The sequence below is a fragment of the Herbidospora galbida genome (assembly GCF_005233835.1).
GTDB lineage: Bacteria > Actinomycetota > Actinomycetes > Streptosporangiales > Streptosporangiaceae > Herbidospora > Herbidospora galbida.
The window spans coordinates 169603-185315 of sequence record NZ_SZQA01000009.1 but is presented as its reverse complement, the minus strand read 5'-3'; the positions used below and the strand labels follow the sequence as shown (position 1 = coordinate 185315).

The following is a 15713-nucleotide window of genomic DNA, read 5'->3' as shown; positions in this document are numbered from 1 at the left end:
CAGATGTCCTTGCTGGACCCCAAACTCTGGACCGGCCGGATCTTCAGCGACGGGTGGGTCACCTCCCAAGCGGGTGACGCGCCCGTGGTCGAGCCCGCCACCGGCGGCGAGCTCGGCCGGATCGGCGTCGCCGGCGCCGACGACGTGCGGGCCGCCGCCCGCAAGGCCGCCCAGGCGCAGAAGGAGTGGGCGGCGACCAACTTCGAGGAGCGCGCCGCCGTGCTCCGCCGCGCGGGCGCCCTCTTCGAGCAGTACGCCGACGAGATCCACCAGTGGATCATCCGGGAGACCGGATCCGTACCGCCGAAAGCCGGCCTGGAGACCCACGTCGCCGCGCAGGAGTGCTTCGAGGCGGCCGCGCTGGCCTCCGGGACGACCGGGGAGATCCTGCCGACCAACCGCAAGCGGCTCAGCCTGGCCCGCCGGATCCCGGTCGGGGTGGTCGGCGTGATCGCGCCGTTCAACGTGCCGCTGATCCTGGGCATCCGCTCGGTCGCGCCCGCGCTGGCGCTGGGCAACGCCGTCGTGCTCAAGCCCGACCCCCGGACCGCCGTCTCCGGCGGCGTGGTGATCGCCCGGGTGCTGGAGGAGGCCGGGCTGCCCGAGGGGCTGCTGCACGTGCTGCCCGGCGGGCCGGAGGCGGGGGAGGCGCTGGTCGCCGACCCGCTGGTGCCGGTCATCTCGTTCACCGGATCGACCGCCGCCGGGCGCAAGGTCGGCGAGGCCTGCGGACGCCTGCTCAAGCGCGCCCACCTGGAGCTCGGCGGCAACTCGGCGCTGATCGTGCTCGACGACGCCGACCTCGACCTCGCCGCCGCGGCCGGGGCGTGGGGCTCCTTCCTGCACCAGGGCCAGATCTGCATGACCACCGGCCGCCACCTCGTGCACGCCTCCCTGGCCGACGAGTACGTCGAACGCCTCGCCGCCAAGGCCGACCACCTGCCCGTGGGCGACCCGTTCACCGGGCAGGTCGCCCTCGGTCCCCTGATCTCCGAGGGCCAGCGGGACAAGGTGCACGCCCTGGTCACCGGCAGCGTCGAAGCGGGCGCGCGGCTCGCGGCGGGCGGCACGTACGAGGACCTCTTCTACCGCCCGACGGTGCTGGCCGGAGCGGGACCCGCCTACGACAACGAGGTGTTCGGGCCGGTCGCCCCGGTCATGCCCTTCCACACGATCGAGGAGGCGGTGGCCCTGGCGGGCGACAGCGAGTACGGCCTCTCGCTCGGCATCCTCAGCCGGGACGTCATGAAGGCGATGCACCTGGCCGAGCAGATCCCCACGGGAATCGTGCACATCAACGACCAGACCGTCGACGACGAGGCGGTCGCGCCCTTCGGCGGGCTCGGCGCCTCGGGCACCGGATCGCGGTTCGGCGGGCCCCGCGCGAACGCCGACGCGTTCACCCACACCCAGTGGGTGACCGTCCAGGGTGACATCGCCGTTTATCCGTTTTGACCGATCTTGTAGGTTCGGGGGTCATGAGAAAGAACGGCTGGTTGTTGCTGGTCGCCGGGTTCGTCCTGGCCGCCCTCAACCTGCGACCGGCGCTCGCCGGAGTCTCGCCGCTTCTGGGCGAGATCATGTCCGATTTGTCCCTCTCCCCCGCGGCGGCCGGGGCCATCACCACCATCATGTTGCTGTGTCTCGGCCTCCTGGGCCCGCTGGGCCCGATCCTGTCCTCCCGCCTCGGTCTCGACCGCACCCTCATGGCGGGCATGCTGCTGCTCATCGCCGGAGTCGTGATCCGCAGCTCCGGCGGCGTCGTCACGCTCTACCTGGGTGCGGCGATGGCCGGCACCGCCATCGCGTTCATGAACGTGATCATGCCCGGCCTGGTCAAACAGCACTTCCCCGACCGGGTCGGCCTGTTCACCGGCCTCTACGTCACCAGCCTGGTCAGCGGCGCCGCCCTCGGCTCGGCCGTGATGGTGCCGCTCGCCCACGAGCTGGGCTGGCGCTGGGCCGCCGCCACGACGGCGATCTTCGCCCTGATCTCCGCGATCGTCTGGCTGCCGCAGGTGCTGCGTCCGCCGACCCCGCCCCCTCCGCAGGCGCCGCGGCCCTTCCGCGCCCTGATGAAGCGCCGGGTGACCTGGTACGTCGCCACGTACATGGGCGTCCAGTCGATGAGCTTCTACATCATGCTGGCCTGGCTGCCCACGATCTTCACCGACGCCGGGCTCAGCGCCGACGACGCCGGATACCTGCTCGGGCTCACCAACCTCGCCCAGATCGCCGCCACCCTGACCGTGCCGATTCACGCGGGGAAGGCGAAGTCCCAGGTTCCGCACGTCGTGGGCGCGGCCGTGATCACCATCGTCGGGTACGTCGGCGTGCTGTTCTGGCCGACCACCGTCCCGTGGCTGTGGATGATCGTGCTCGGCCTCGGGCAGGGCGCCTCGATCGCGCTCGCGCTGCTGATCATCACGCTGCGCGCCCCCGACCCCCGCTCGGTCACCGCCCTGTCGGCGGTCGCCCAGTCGACCGGCTACACCCTGGCCGCCATCGGCCCGGTCGTGATCGGGGCCATCTACCAGGTCAGCGGAAACTGGACGGTTCCCCTGGTCGTGGGGCTCGGCGTCTGCGGAGTGCAATTGGTGTTGGGTTATCTCGCCGCACGTCAACCGCACGGCACCTGATCTTCACTTCACCGCTTTACCGTCCGGCCCATGAGTCTCACGCGCAGAGGCGCGATCACCGTGCTCGCGGCCGGAACGGCCGCCGGCGCCCTGATGGGCACCACCCCCGCGTCCGCCAAGCGCCGCTTCGGCGACGTCACCGTGATCGGCCACCGGGGCGCCAGCGCCGTCCGTCCGGAGCACACCCTGCTCTCGTACGAGGCGGCCATCGCCCTGGGGGCCGACTACATCGAGCCCGACCTCGTCTCCACCAAGGACGGCGTGCTCGTCGCCCGGCACGAGAACGAGATCGGCGGCACCACCGACGTCTCCACCCGCGCCGAGTTCGCGGGCCGTCGCACCACCAAGATCATCGATGGCCGCCCGATCACCGGCTGGTTCACCGAGGACTTCACCCTCGCCGAGCTGAAGACCCTGCGGGCCACCGAGCGCATCCCCGACCTGCGGCCGAACAACGCCGCCTTCAACGGCCTGGCCGAGATCCCCACCCTGGAGGAGGTGATCCAGCTGGCGCAGCGCCACGAGGTCGGCATCTACCCGGAAACGAAGCACCCCACGTACTTCGACTCCATCGGCCTCTCGCTGGAGGAGCCGCTCCTGGCCACCCTCGACGAGTACGGCTGGCGGCGCTCCGGCGACCCGGTCGTCATCCAGTCGTTCGAGGTCGGCAACCTGAAGGCGCTGCGCCCGAAGACCAAGCTCAAGCTGGCCCAGCTCATCGACGCCGCGGGCAAGCCGTTCGACACCGCGACCCTCACCTACGACCAGATGGTCACCCGTGAGGGCCTGCGCGAGATCCGCACCTACGCCAACGGCATCGGCGTCAACACCCGCCGGATCCTCCCGGTCGGTCCCGACAACCGCACCCTGCCGCCGACCACGCTGGTGCGCGACGCCCACCGCGAGGACCTGATCGTGCACGCCTGGACGCTGCGCAACGAGAACTCGCAGCTCCCGGCCGACTACCAGTTCGGCAACCCGGCCAGCCCGGCGTTCCCCCGCGCGGTCGGGAACGTCATGGGCTTCGCGGCGGCGCTGTTCGAGCAGGAGATCGACGGCATCTTCGCCGACGACCCCTCGATGCCCCGCGCGGTGCTCAGCTCGGACAAGTAGCCCCGGCTAGTCGAGCGGGCGCAGCTCGTCGGCGTAGCTCACCGACTGGCGGCGCATCATGCCGTCGTCGCTGATCGAGTACTGACCGAGCCGCCACAGGGGCGGGGAGTAGGCGTGGATCGACACGCTGCCGTGCTCTGCCCCTGTGAGGCGGTGGATGTGGTCGGGACCGAAGCTGAACGAGGTCCCGGCGCTCACGCTGGTCTCCAGGTGCTCGCCGCCGATGCGCGGGTTGGCCTCCACCAGCGTGCCCCGGACCACGTTGACCGCGCCCGACGAGACGTCGTGGTCGTGCCAGCCCGTGTCGTCTTCGGGCCGCCAGCACAGCAGCCAGACGTCGACGTAGGCGTCGCGGTAGAGCGAGGCGTAGTGGCGGCCGCCGTCCTCCGAGCCCTCGAACGACAGGTGCTCCTGCCAGAGCTCCGGCTTGACGGCCAGGTCGTCGACGAGTTCGCGCAGTTCACGCCGGTCGAGTGCCCTGGGTGGCAGCGTCTCGAAAGGGGCCGTGGGACAGGTCGCGGGCACCGGGATGGTGGGCGTGCTCATGAGGACGGCTCCTTTCGTGTCAGCAATCTGGCGGGATTCGCCACGGTGATGGCGTGCCGGGCGGCCGGTCCGAAGTCGAGGACGGGCGCTTCGGCGTAGGGGCGGTCGGACCCGTTGACGACCACGTCGATGCCGAGTTCCCGGACGACCGCGTCGACGGCCCGGGGGCCGTAGGACGAGGTCTCCACGAACACGGACGGATCGACCAGGCCGCGGCCCGAGCCGCCGCGGGTGATCTGGCGTTCGGCGTGCAGCGGCGCGAGGCCGGCCAGCAGCGCGAAACAGACTTTGAGCCGGGGGTGCCGGGCCCGGCCGAACGCCTGGAAGGCGTACCAGGAGGCGTGCATCTGCTGCACGTAGGGCACGACGGCGGGCCACCATGACGGGGTGCCGGGCGCCGAGGCCGGTCCGGGGTGGATGAAGAGCGGGCGCTCTCCCAGGGCGTCGAGCAGCGGCGCGACGTGGGCGAACCCCTGTTCGTCCTGGACCGCCGTGGCCGGGAGCTGCAGGCCCAGCGCCCCGGCGGCGAGAGCCTCTTCGAGCTTCGGCACGGAGATGCCGGTCACCGGCGCCGACGCCCAGAAGCCGAAGGGCTGGGGGAGGGCCGCCGCGCCCTCGTGGAAGGCGTCGATCAGCGGCCACGCCTCATCGGGCGGGAGGTGCTCGATGCCCAGCGGGCTCGACAGCGAGACGAGCGCGAGATCGAGCGTGGAGTTCAGCTTGGCCCGTGCGGCCGGGTCGTGGTCGGCCGGGTTCACTTCGTAGGCCGGTTCGCCGTCGAGCAGCAGGGTCCAGCCGTCGAGGCGGGGGTTGACGGTCCGGGCGCGGAGGGCGTCGAGAAAAGGCGCAGGCCAGAGGTGCTGGTGCACGTCCACAGCCATCTCCGCCTCCTCCAACCCGAATTCCCTACTCATAATACAGGTATATCGATCTGAGGCTAGTGAACCGCTTCACTGATTCGCTTCAGTGAACCGTTTCACCCCATATGTGTCAAGTAGGCTGGATCGATGCCCCAACGGAAGCGAGCGACGATCCGTGAGGTGGCTCAGGCGACCGGCCTGTCCACCGCCGCCGTCAGCTACGCGCTACGGGGGCTCCAGGTCTCCGAGGAGACCATGCACCGGGTCCGCCGCGCCGCGGCCGAACTCGGCTACGAGGCCGATCCCAACGCGCGGGCGCTGGCCAGCGGGCGTACCGGGATGATCGGCGTGCTCTGCGGCTCGCTGGAGGACCTCTGGCAGCAGTCGCTGGCCGTCGGCATCGGCCGGTCGCTGCGGGAGAAGGACCACTACGGGCTGATCCTCGACGCCGCCGGCGACCCCGATCGCGAGCGCACCCTGGCCCGCCAGCTCCGGGGGGTCGACGGGCTGATCGTGCAGCCGGTCGACCCGGCCGCGCCGTTCTGGGCGGGAATCGCGGAGAACATCCCGCTCGTGACGATCGGCGACGCGCTGAAAGAGGCCCGCACCGCCGCCGAGGTGGTCTTCGACAACCAGAGCGGGGTCACGCTCGCCCTCGAATACCTGGCCGGTCGCGGGCACCGGCGGGTCGCGGTGCTGACCCCGACCCTGGCCGAGACGCCCGACCGGCCCGCCGACCGCCTGGTCACCGCCGAGGCCGCGCGGCTCGGCCTCGAGGTGAGCGTCCAGACCTGCCCGCAGGGCCTCGGCCCGGCCGCCGAGGCGGCCCGCGCCGTGCTCAGGGACCGGCCGAGCGCGGTGTTCTGCTTCTCCGACTCGATCGCGTACGGGGTGCTCAAGGCCGCCGGCGACCTGGGTCTCTCGGTTCCCGGCGACGTCTCGGTCATGGGCTACGACGACCATCCGATGTCGGAACTGCTCGGCCTGACCACCGTGAGCTGGGATCTCGAAGGGATCGTCCGGTCGGCGGTCCGGCTGGTGCTCGGGGCCGCCGACGGCACCCTGCGCCGCCGCCGCGTCGTCCAGAAGCCCACGCTGCGCGAGCGCGGGTCAGTCGGCCAGCGCTGACCGGGCCGCCTCGACCTCGGCCTCCAGCGACCGGTCTTCCGGCCTCTCGCCGCTCTGGATGGCCAGGGCGCGGTCGGCGGCCACCAGCTCGCAGGCCAGGATGATCTCGTAGGGCTCCCGTGCCGCCAGGCAGGCGCGGGCCGCCTGGGTGCCGAAGCCCGCGTGGTCTTCCACGCTGCGCGACAGGACCGCGCCGCCCAGGGTCACCGGAGCGGCCAGCTGGCGCAGGGAGGCGAGGGCGTCGTGGGCGACGTACTCGAGGATCAGCGCGCCCGACTTCCCGGGCGACCCGGCGAGGAAGGGGAGCAGGCCGGTGTAGGCCGGTTCCATCAGCGTGGCCAGGCGGGCCGTCGACAGCGACGCGGTCTGCACCAGCGCGGCCCGCAGGGCGTCGAGGGCCAGCGCGACCGGGGCGGTGTGGAAGTTGCCGTTGTGCCAGGCCGCCTCGCCGGCGATCAGCGGGTTCTCGGCGGCCGAGTTCATGTCGATGGTGACCGCGCGGCGGGCGACGTCGAGAGCGTCGAACGCCGCGCCGTGGACCTGCGGCAGCGCGCGGTAGCCGTAGGGGTCCTGGAGGCGGCCGGCGGGGGAGTGGTCGTCGAGCAGGGCGCTCAGCGCGGCGGCGACCCTGGCCTGACCGGGGTGGCGGCGGGCGCGCTGGACCTCGTACGCGAGCGGTTCGACCGACGCGCCGGCGGCCCGCCACGTGCGGGCGGCGACCCGCACCGACGCCTCCAGCAGCCGGGCCAGATCGGCGCAGGCCAGCGCGGCGTCGGCCAGGGTGAGCGCGTTGGAGCTGATGAACGGCAGGGCGTCGGCGGAGGCCAGCCGGAAGCGGGGGCCGTCCCAAGGCGTCTCGCCGAGCAGGCAGAGCGCCGTGGTCGACAGGGCGGTGAGGTCGCCGGTGCCGATCGCGCCGTAGAGCCTGATCGGCGGGGCGGCCCCACCGTTGATCGCCTCGGCCAAGACGGGGAGCAGCGCCGGGTTGATCCCGGAACCTCCACGGAGGAGCTGGTTGAGGCGGACCGTCAGCATGGCGGTCGCGCGGGCCGGTTCGATGAGCGGCCCGGCGCCCCCGGCGTGGCTGCGCAGCAGGTCGAGGCCCGGTTCGTGGACCTCGACGTCTTTGTTGGCCCCCACGCCGGTGGTGCGGCCGTAGACCGGGCCGGTCTGCTCACGGGCGGCGGCGAAGGCGTCTTCGGCCCGGGCCGGTGAGCCCAGTTCGACCTTGGCCGTGCCGTAGCCGACCGCCCTGACCTCGTCACAGGTCAGGGTCGAGCCGTCGAGCAGGACAGTCCTAGTCGTCAATTCCGAAGATCAGGTCGAGCAGCCAGGAGATCACGCCGATGATGATCGCTCCCCAGAAGGCCGCCCAGAATCCGACGACCTCGAACGGGAGTGTCAGCTGATCGGCGATCCAGCTGGTCAGGAGGAGCAGGCCGGCGTTCACGACCAGCGCGAACAGACCCAGCGTCAGGACATAGAAGGCGCAGCCGATCGTCTTGATGATCGGCTTGAGGAGGGCGTTGATCACCCCGAAGATCAGCGCCACCGCGAGCAGCGTGCCGACCTCTTTGGCGGTCGACTCGCCGCCGACCGTGATGCCGTCGACGACGCGGGTCGACACCCACAGGGCCGCCGCGACCACGAGGATCTTGACGATGTATTTCACGGGGTGATCCTCGCATGTCCGGGCCGGTCGGGGCGAAGGTCGCGTGACTCTGACCCGTTGTTGGGCATAGGTGGTGATCGTCCCGGGAAATCACCGCTTGGGGGTGGGCCAGATCATGAACGTCGACCAGCTCGAACAGCTCTCCGCGAAGGAACTGCACGACCGCGCGGTCCGGTATGCCGTGCGTCACGGCGACTTCGGGTTCCTGTGGGACCTGCTGAAGGTCATCCCGGCCGCCCAGGGCGCCAGCGGCCACGAGGAGGAGACCGCCAACGATCTGAGCAGGGTCTCCGCGCTGCTGAGCGACGCCATGGCCGCAGGCGAGGGCAAGCTGGGAGAGGCACTGCGCCCGGTCTACATCGAGTACCTCTCCAAACACAACAACGACCTCGACGACTAGCTCGCCTTGACGTCGGGCCCGTAGACGAGGAACCCCGGCGTGCTGGTCACCCGGCCGTCGAGCCCGGTGAGCATCACGTCGTAGGGCGTCGCCTGCGTGTCCTTGGGCAGGGCGATCTCCCGGGCGAACCGGCGGGCCCGGACCGAGCCCATGGCGTGCAGCGCCGTGGCGTACGCCCCTGCCGTCGCGAGGTCGGGACCGACGACGGTGACGGAGGCCAGGTCGCCCTGCGTGCCCGCGCCCTTCGGCCGCTCCGCGGTGGCGACCGCCAGGTCGTGGGCGAACACGACCCGTGACACGGCCCCTTCCCTGGGGTCCTTGAGCCCGACCCGCCAGGGCACCCCCGGGCGGGCCGATCCCCGGACGCGGACGTCGCCGTCGGCGCTGACGCAGTGGTCCACCGCCCCGGCGGCGGCCAGCGCGCGGGAGACCCGTTCGAGGGCCCAGTCGCGCACGTATCCGGCCCCGGCCGTCTCGCCGGTCGAGCCGCCGAAGAAGCCGTCGGTGATCCGGTCGAGTTCGGCGATCCGCTGGAGGACCTCGGTCAGCTCGGGCGCCGCCTCCTCGGGCGTGATCTCCTTGCGCGCCAGCCGGTTGAGCTGGCTGTCGGGCCGCCGGGTGCTGAACGTTTCTTCGACCCAGCGCAGCCACGTGAACGCGTCGTCGAGGAGCGGGCGCAGCTCCCGCTGCGGGAGAGCCGTACGGATGTCGATCCCGACATGCGATCCCATCAGGTCCTCAGCTCGGTGAGCACCGGGGAAGCGGTCGATGCGGCGGGTGGTGGTGTCCGTAGAGGTAGTCATCGCACTCCTTCATCTCCGAGCTGAGATACGCGCCGGAGCAGGGACGCGTTCAAGCCCGATAACGATTCAATCTCAGAACGTTCGTCCCTTTTAAGTGGTATGTCGGATTCTTTACTTTACTCAGCGACTTTTCATGAACCGGCGGCAGAATGTCCGCTGTGCCAGAGACCCGAGTGCTCGTCGTGGACGACGAGCCCGAAGTGCGGACCGCCATCGCCCGCGCGCTCCGCGTCGAGGGCCACCGCGTGGCCAGCGCCGTCGACGGCGTGACCGCCCTCGCCGCCATCGCCGGGAACGCTCCCGACGTGGTCGTCCTGGACGTGATGATGCCCGACATGGACGGCCTGGAGGTCTGCCGCCGCCTGCGCAAGAACGGCGACCGCACCCCGGTGCTGATGCTGACCGCGCTCGACGGCGTGGGCGACCGGGTGGCCGGTCTGGACGCCGGCGCCGACGACTATCTGGTCAAGCCGTTCGCCCTGGAGGAGCTCTTCGCCCGCGTCCGCGCGCTGCTGCGGCGGGCGGCCCCGCCCCCGGAGACCTCCTTCGCCGACCTGCACCTGCTGCCCGACCGCCGCCAGGCCCGGCGCGGCACCCGCGTCTTCGACCTGACCCGCACCGAGTACGCCCTGCTGGAGCTGCTGATCCGCAACGGCGGCCAGGTCCTGGCGCGGGAGCTCATCCTGGAGCGGATCTGGGGCTACGAGTTCACGCCCGGGTCGAACTCCCTTGAGGTCTACATCCGCTACCTGCGCCGCAAGACGGAGGCCGACGGGGAACCCCGCCTCATCCAGACCGTCCACGGCCTGGGCTACGCGCTGCGGGAGCGCTCGTGAAACTGCACTGGCGGATGGCCCTGGCCTCGGCGCTCGCCGGGGCGGTGAGCGTGATCGTCGTCATCTACGCGGCCTACCGGATCACCTGCAACCGCTTCGAGTCGGCCATGGGCAGCTACGGCTACCGCCCGCCGTCGGGCGTGCTGGCCGGCCTCGCCGAGGTGACCGACCTCGGCTGGCCCTTCTTCGCCATCGCCCTCGGCGGCCTCTGCCTGTCGGGGGCCCTGGGCTGGATCGCCGCCTGGACGGGCCTGCGCCCGGTCGGCAAGTTCAAGGACGCCGCCCGGCGGGTCACCGACACCAGAGACCTGACCACCCGGATCGACGTCAGCGGCGACGACGAACTCGGCAGCCTGGCCCGCAGCTTCAACACCATGCTCGACGCCCTGGAACGCTCGGCCAAGGCCCAGAAACGCCTGGTGGCCGACGCGTCGCACGAACTGCGCACACCCCTGACGGCGGTCCGCACCAACGCCGAACTCCTCCAGCGCGGCCGGCTGCCCGCCGGAGAGCGCGAGGAGGTCGCCGCGGCGATGATCAGCGGCCTGGAGGAGCTGACCGGCCTGGTCTCCGACATCGTCGAACTCGCCCGCGACGAGGAACCCCAGGCGCTGGTGGAACCGCTGCGCCTCGACGAGATCGTCTCCCGGGAGATCGCCCGCGCCTCCTCCCACTGGCCCCTGACCAGATACACCTCCGACCTGGAGCCGGTCATGGTCCTGGGCGTCGCCGACCGGCTCTCCCGCGCGGTCGGCAACGTCCTGGACAACGCCGCGAAGTACAGCCCCGCCGGCGCGAACGTGGAGGTCCTGCTGCGCGAGGGCGTCCTGACCGTCCGCGACCACGGCCCCGGCATCGCGGTGGAAGACCTCCCGCACGTCTTCGACCGCTTCTACCGCGCCTCCGCCGCCCGCGCCATGCCCGGCTCCGGCCTGGGCCTGGCCATCGTCCGCCAGGTCGTCGACAGCCACGGCGGATCGGTTTCCGCAGGTCCCGCTCCCGGCGGCGGCACGCTGGTGAAGCTGGCCTTCCCGTAGGGTGCTTTTCATGGGAGATGTACGGGTTACCCGGACCGAATCCGGTTTCGTGGCGACCAACGACAGGGGCGCCCAGGTGGCCCTGGGTCACGGTGAGGGCGAGTTCGGCGCGGTCGAACTGCTCCAGGTCGCCGTGGGGGCCTGCAACGCCATGACCGTCGAGCCGTTGACCGCCCAGCGCGGCCTCCGGCTACCCGAGCTTTCTGTGACGATCAGCGCGGAAAGGTCTGCTCCGACCCTGCTGGGCAAAGTGACGGTCAGCTACGAAATCGAGCTGCCCGAGGGCATGCCGATGGCCAAGTTCCACGAAATAGCCCAGCGTGTACACGACAGACACTGCATCGTGAGCCGATCCCTGGAAGCCGGGACCGAGGTCAAGCTCGACCTGCCGCACTCCTGAGACTTAGACCAACAACCGGCAGTGCCATTGCGTGGTCCTTAAGGTCGGTTCAGTAACGTGGAAGCAGGTCAAGGGGGCTGGAAAGCCACCACACAAGCCTTTTTCCCATAAGGGCGCGGAGGGGGAACCGCGCCCGAGAGCGGGGGAAGCCGTCCAGACGCCTTTGGGGGAGGGCGCCTCGGCGGCACCGCTTGGAGTCGGGGCCGGCGCAGTTGGGGGACTGCGTCGGCCCCGACGTATGTTCGAAGGTCGTCGCGACTCTGGGCGACATCGTCGCTACTGCTGGTAGCGTGGCAGAAATGAGCCAATGCTCCCCGTCATCCGGCTCAGCGGCTGGATCGGCGGGGACTTATTCATGTGAGGCATCCCCCCATGCCCGATCGCGTGATCCTCTTCATCGACTACCAGAACGTCTACAAAGCGGCACGAGCGACGTTCCACGAAGAGGAGACCTCCCCCAACGCCAACGGCGGCATCAACCCCTTGCTGCTCGGCCAGTGGTTCGTTGAGAGCGGCAGTTTTCCTCGCGCACTCGCCGAGGTCCGCGTCTATCGGGGGCAACCTCACCCAAGCAGGGATCCCAGAAGTCATGGTGCCTTCTCCCGGCAGCGACAGGCCTGGATCGCCGACCCTCGGGTCACTCTCGTCTCTCGCGGTCTGCGATATCCGCGAGGCTGGCCCGACCGATGCGGGCCTGGGGAAAGGCCTCAGGAGAAAGGCATCGACGTCGCACTGGCCATCGACTACGTGAGGTTGGCAATCGAAGACCGCTACGACGTCGGCATCCTCATGTCCACCGACACCGACCTCACGCCAGCCCTGGAGGTGGTGCATGAGATGCGTTCCGATGGCGGTCCTCGTGTCGAAGTCGCCTCCTGGTACAGGCCCGGAAAACGGAAGCGACGCCTGACACTCCCAGAAGGCAACATCTGGTGTCACTGGCTGGACAAGTCCTGCTATGACGTGGTCAGGGACTCGATGGACTACGGGAGCCAGCCTTAGCTCGCAGCGGGCTGCGACAGCCCGGACACTTGTGGTAACGTTGCAATCAATGTTCCCCGCCATCCATTGGATTGGCGGGGCTATTTTTTTGTCCGGACTCGCGGAGGGCGGCCATGAACTCGTCGTGGTGGCCGTACCAGACGTGGTGGTCCGCTCCCTTGATCGTGACGGCCCCCGGAGTGTCCTCGGGTACGAAGCGGCTCCCCTCAGCCCGGATCACGAGCCCCCGCTGCGCCGGCGTGTAATCCCTCCCCCCGGACGCCACCAGCAACGCCACCGCCGTCTCGACGTCGAAGTGCTTCGCCGCCTCGGCCTCCGCCTCGCGGTCGAAGGCGTCCCACCCCGGGTGGTTCTCCGCCAGGGCCTCCGGCGTCCGCCGGGACTTGGCCTTCTCGTACGTCCCCCGCCACGCCTCCGCCGGCATGCGATGCCCCGCCCCGGTGGGGGCGTCCACGTAGACCACCCGGTCAGGCGTCAGCGCCGCCCCCGCGATGAACGACCCCATTGAGTGCGCCACCGCCAGGTCGATCTCGCCCGGCACCGCCAGGCGTAGCTCGTCGGCCATCCGTTCGACCGTCGCATCGGGCATCCGGGCGCTGTGCCCGTGGCCGGGCAGGTCGACGGCCACCACGCGGTAGCCGCGTGAGGCCAGGTCGGGGCCCACCCGCCACCAGCAGCCCGAATCCGAGAGGATCCCGTGGACCAGGACGGCCGTCTTCGGGCCGGTGCCCCATTCGCGGACGTTCAGCATGTGGCTTCCTCTCTCGTCAGGGTCGTGAGCAGGTCGGCCAGGATCTCGACGCCGTTTCTCGTCAGCACCGACGCCGGGTGGAACTGCACCGACGCGAAGCCGGGGCCCATCAGGGCGTGGACCTCGTCTCCTTCCCGGGAGACGGCGATGTCACCGAGGGCGTCGGTGGGGCAGCGGGCGGCGAAGGTGTTGTAGAAGCCGGCCTGTTCCGTGCGGCCGAAGAACGGGATCGTCCGCTGGACGCCCTGGTTCGGGAACGGGTTGCGGGTGATGTCCAGGCCGAGGAGAGTGCACAGGACCTGGTGGCCCAGGCAGACCGACAGGAAGGGGATCCGGCGGTCGAGGAGTTCCCGGGTGGTCGACCGGAGGCGGGCGATCTTCGGGTGGGTGACGTCGCGGGGGTCGCCGGGGCCGGGGCCGACGATCACCAGGTCGTACGCCCCCACGTCGAAGGAGTCGGAGTAGCGGGTCACCGTCACCTCGCAGCCCAGGGCGCGGATGATGTGGCGGGCCATCGCCGTGAAGGTGTCCTCCGCGTCGATGACCAGCACCTTCCGGCCGCACAGCTCGGGGATGCGGCGGTCGCGGCACTCCGGGCCCTCGAACCAGAAACCGGCCAGGGGCTCGTTGCGGGACATCAGCGCCTGGTAGATCGCCGGGTGGCCGCCCACGTCGGCGGGGGCGTCGCGGCAGGCGCCGCCGCGGAGGGCCTCCAGCAGGCCGGCGGCCTTGGCCCGGGTCTCGGCCGCCTCCGAGGCCGGGTCGCTGTCGCGGACCAGGGTCGCGCCGACCGAGACGCGCAGGTCGCCCGTCGCGGAGACGTCGGCGGTGCGGATCAGGATCGCCGAGTCGAGGGCGCGGGCCCCGCCGCGGTCGCGGCCGATCAGGGCGACCATGCCGGCGTAGTAGTCGCGTCCTTCCGGTTCGAACTTGGAGATCACGCGGCAGGCGCTCTCCAGCGGGCCGCCGGTCACGGTCGGGGCGAACAGGGTCTCGCGGAGGATGTCTCTGACGTCGAGGGAGCTGCGGCCCTCGATCAGGTACTCGGTGTGGGCGATGCGGGCCAGCTGTTTCAGGTGCGGGCCGACGGCGCGGCCGCCCTGGTCGCAGACGCGGCCCATCATCTTGAGTTCCTCGTCGAGGACCATGTAGAGCTCGCCGGCCTCCTTCTCGTCGTCCAGGAAGTCGAGCACGCCGGGCAGCTCCGGACCGCCGCGCGGGTAGCGGTAGGTGCCGCTGATGGGGTTCATCACGACGGTGCCGGCGTCGAGGGTGATGTGGCGTTCGGGGGAGGAGCCGACGAACGTCCGGGCGCCGGTCCAGATCACGAAGGTCCAGTGGGCGCCGGGGTCGCGGCCCAGGAGACGGCGGAAGCACGACAGGGCGGTGCGGGGGGACCAGCCATCTACCGACGCCTGGTAGGTGCGTTTGATGACGAAGTTGGCGCCGGTGCCCTCGCCGATCTCCTCGGCCAGGACGCGGCGGACCACCGCTTCGTACTCCTCGTCGGAGGTGTCGAAGGAGCCGTCTCTCAGCTCGACGGGGTCGTCGGGGAGGACCTGCATGGCGTCGCCGACCGACAGCGTCGACTGGTCGGTCACGGTCATCGCCAGCAGGGGCGCGGCGTCGTCGGGGCAGGCGTAGCCACGCTCCCGGATCTGGCGGTAGGGGAGCACCACCAGTGTCTCGTGGCCCGCAGGGCCCTCGTCGGACAGGGGGATGTCGGCGATCCGGTCCAGCGGCACGACGTCGCCGAACAGCACGTCGATGTCGGCCACGCCCGAGCCCGGGCGGTGCAGCAGCGCGAACGGGGGCGGGTCGGCGCCCAGCAGCCGGGTCAGCATGTCGCCTCCAGAGCGTCGAGCACGCCGGCCGTCGGGATCGTCACGGCGCAGCGGGCGGCGGCGTAGTCGAGGGCCAGGCGGTGGAAGTCCGGCGTGAAGTCGGCGATCGCGTCGGCCACGACGAAGGTCTGGATGTCGTGGGAGAAGCTCTCGTGGGCGGTCATCAGGATGCCCACGTGGGCGTACACGCCGCAGATGACGAGCTGGTCGCGGCCCTGCTCGCGGAGCAGGCGCAGCAGGTCGGTGCGGCAGAACGCGCTCGGCCGCCACTTGGTCAGCACCACGTCGTCAGGGGAGGGCTCCAGCGGCGGGACGATGGCCCGGTGGGCGGGGTCGGCGGTCATGCCGGGGCCCCAGAAGTCCATCAGCAGGCCCCGGTCCTCGGTGCTCATGCCGCCGGGCTGGGCGGTGTAGAAGACCGGCGCGCCGCAGGCCGTGAACCGGTCTTTCAGCGCCGCGACGTTCTCCAGCAGCGCCGAGGGGTCGGTGAACGGGCTGAGGAAGTAGTTCTGCATGTCGTGGACGAGCAGCGCCGCCCTCCGGGGATCCACCCGCCACGGGGCGATGTTCTCGGGGAGTTCGGTCGGCATCGGGTACGGCTCGATCGCGGGGATCGCCATGGTTCAACTCCTTTCGATCAGGCAGATTCACGGCGCGGGCCACGGCCGGCCTTCGGCCGTCC

17 protein-coding genes are annotated in these 15713 nt (G+C 70.8%); 9 read left to right on the top strand and 8 right to left on the bottom strand.

The window, feature by feature from the left end; all coding sequences use genetic code 11:
- Window positions 1–3 precede the first annotated feature (3 nt).
- From FDA94_RS12510 to FDA94_RS12500, 3 genes are read left to right on the top strand one after another with little or no spacing between them, the layout of a single operon-like run.
- On the top strand, window positions 4–1455 hold the full coding sequence (locus tag FDA94_RS12510) for a benzaldehyde dehydrogenase (RefSeq protein ID WP_137247231.1): 1452 nt from the start codon (window positions 4–6) through the stop codon (window positions 1453–1455).
- Between the two features lie 23 nt (window positions 1456–1478).
- Complete coding sequence (locus FDA94_RS12505) at window positions 1479–2639, top strand: CynX/NimT family MFS transporter (protein WP_137247230.1); 1161 nt, start codon at window positions 1479–1481, stop codon at window positions 2637–2639.
- Window positions 2640–2669: 30 nt separating this feature from the next.
- Window positions 2670–3752, top strand: a complete 1083-nt coding sequence (locus tag FDA94_RS12500) for a glycerophosphodiester phosphodiesterase (RefSeq protein ID WP_137247229.1) — start codon at window positions 2670–2672, stop codon at window positions 3750–3752.
- Window positions 3753–3758: 6 nt separating this feature from the next.
- Here FDA94_RS12500 and FDA94_RS12495 read toward each other — a convergent pair whose 3' ends face one another.
- The gene (locus FDA94_RS12495) at window positions 3759–4298 is read right to left on the bottom strand and encodes a cysteine dioxygenase (RefSeq protein ID WP_137247228.1); all 540 of its coding nucleotides are present in this window, start codon (window positions 4296–4298) and stop codon (window positions 3759–3761) included.
- The gene (locus FDA94_RS12490) at window positions 4295–5179 is read right to left on the bottom strand and encodes an amidohydrolase family protein (protein ID WP_137247227.1); all 885 of its coding nucleotides are present in this window, start codon (window positions 5177–5179) and stop codon (window positions 4295–4297) included. Before FDA94_RS12490 ends, FDA94_RS12495 begins: the two co-directional genes overlap by 4 nt.
- A gap of 159 nt (window positions 5180–5338) precedes the next feature.
- Between FDA94_RS12490 and FDA94_RS12485 the strand changes: the two genes are divergently transcribed.
- On the top strand, window positions 5339–6286 hold the full coding sequence (locus tag FDA94_RS12485; protein WP_246059800.1) for a LacI family DNA-binding transcriptional regulator: 948 nt from the start codon (window positions 5339–5341) through the stop codon (window positions 6284–6286).
- Here FDA94_RS12485 and FDA94_RS12480 read toward each other — a convergent pair.
- Together FDA94_RS12480 and FDA94_RS12475 are read right to left on the bottom strand one after the other, a co-directional pair.
- On the bottom strand, window positions 6269–7594 hold the full coding sequence (locus FDA94_RS12480; protein ID WP_137247225.1) for an aromatic amino acid lyase: 1326 nt from the start codon (window positions 7592–7594) through the stop codon (window positions 6269–6271). The two genes, FDA94_RS12485 and FDA94_RS12480, sit on opposite strands and share 18 nt — an antisense overlap.
- The gene (locus tag FDA94_RS12475; protein ID WP_137247224.1) at window positions 7584–7958 is read right to left on the bottom strand and encodes a phage holin family protein; all 375 of its coding nucleotides are present in this window, start codon (window positions 7956–7958) and stop codon (window positions 7584–7586) included. Before FDA94_RS12475 ends, FDA94_RS12480 begins: the two co-directional genes overlap by 11 nt.
- A 115-nt stretch (window positions 7959–8073) precedes the next feature.
- On the opposite strand from FDA94_RS12475, the gene FDA94_RS12470 reads away from it, so the two are divergent.
- Window positions 8074–8358 (top strand): hypothetical protein, encoded by a 285-nt coding sequence (locus tag FDA94_RS12470; protein WP_137247223.1) that lies wholly within the window; start codon window positions 8074–8076, stop codon window positions 8356–8358.
- Here the strand turns inward: FDA94_RS12470 and FDA94_RS12465 are convergent.
- Window positions 8355–9161, bottom strand: coding sequence for an FAD:protein FMN transferase (locus FDA94_RS12465; RefSeq protein WP_137247222.1), 807 nt, complete (start codon window positions 9159–9161; stop codon window positions 8355–8357). The genes FDA94_RS12470 and FDA94_RS12465 overlap by 4 nt on opposite strands.
- A 149-nt stretch (window positions 9162–9310) precedes the next feature.
- On the opposite strand from FDA94_RS12465, the gene FDA94_RS12460 reads away from it, so the two are divergent.
- From FDA94_RS12460 to FDA94_RS12445, 4 genes are all read left to right on the top strand, one after another.
- Window positions 9311–9997: a response regulator transcription factor gene (locus FDA94_RS12460; RefSeq protein ID WP_137247221.1), complete on the top strand. Its 687-nt coding sequence runs from the start codon at window positions 9311–9313 to the stop codon at window positions 9995–9997.
- A complete protein-coding gene (locus FDA94_RS12455; RefSeq protein ID WP_137247220.1) occupies window positions 9994–11034 on the top strand; it encodes a sensor histidine kinase in 1041 nt (346 codons plus the stop codon). Before FDA94_RS12460 ends, FDA94_RS12455 begins: the two co-directional genes overlap by 4 nt.
- 10 nt (window positions 11035–11044) lie before the next feature.
- On the top strand, window positions 11045–11434 hold the full coding sequence (locus FDA94_RS12450; RefSeq protein WP_137247219.1) for an OsmC family protein: 390 nt from the start codon (window positions 11045–11047) through the stop codon (window positions 11432–11434).
- A gap of 372 nt (window positions 11435–11806) precedes the next feature.
- Entirely contained in the window at window positions 11807–12436 is a 630-nt protein-coding gene (locus FDA94_RS12445; RefSeq protein ID WP_137247218.1) for an NYN domain-containing protein, read from the top strand.
- Window positions 12437–12482: 46 nt separating this feature from the next.
- Here FDA94_RS12445 and FDA94_RS12440 read toward each other — a convergent pair whose 3' ends face one another.
- From FDA94_RS12440 to FDA94_RS12430, 3 genes are read right to left on the bottom strand one after another with little or no spacing between them, the layout of a single operon-like run.
- Window positions 12483–13187, bottom strand: a complete 705-nt coding sequence (locus tag FDA94_RS12440) for an alpha/beta fold hydrolase (RefSeq protein WP_137247217.1) — start codon at window positions 13185–13187, stop codon at window positions 12483–12485.
- Window positions 13181–15031 carry an anthranilate synthase family protein gene (locus FDA94_RS12435; protein ID WP_137247216.1) on the bottom strand — a complete coding sequence of 617 codons (1851 nt, stop codon included), beginning with the start codon at window positions 15029–15031 and terminating at the stop codon, window positions 13181–13183. The genes FDA94_RS12440 and FDA94_RS12435 overlap by 7 nt, the downstream gene beginning before the upstream one ends.
- Complete coding sequence (locus tag FDA94_RS12430; protein WP_137247215.1) at window positions 15025–15651, bottom strand: isochorismatase family protein; 627 nt, start codon at window positions 15649–15651, stop codon at window positions 15025–15027. Before FDA94_RS12430 ends, FDA94_RS12435 begins: the two co-directional genes overlap by 7 nt.
- Window positions 15652–15713 lie beyond the last annotated feature (62 nt).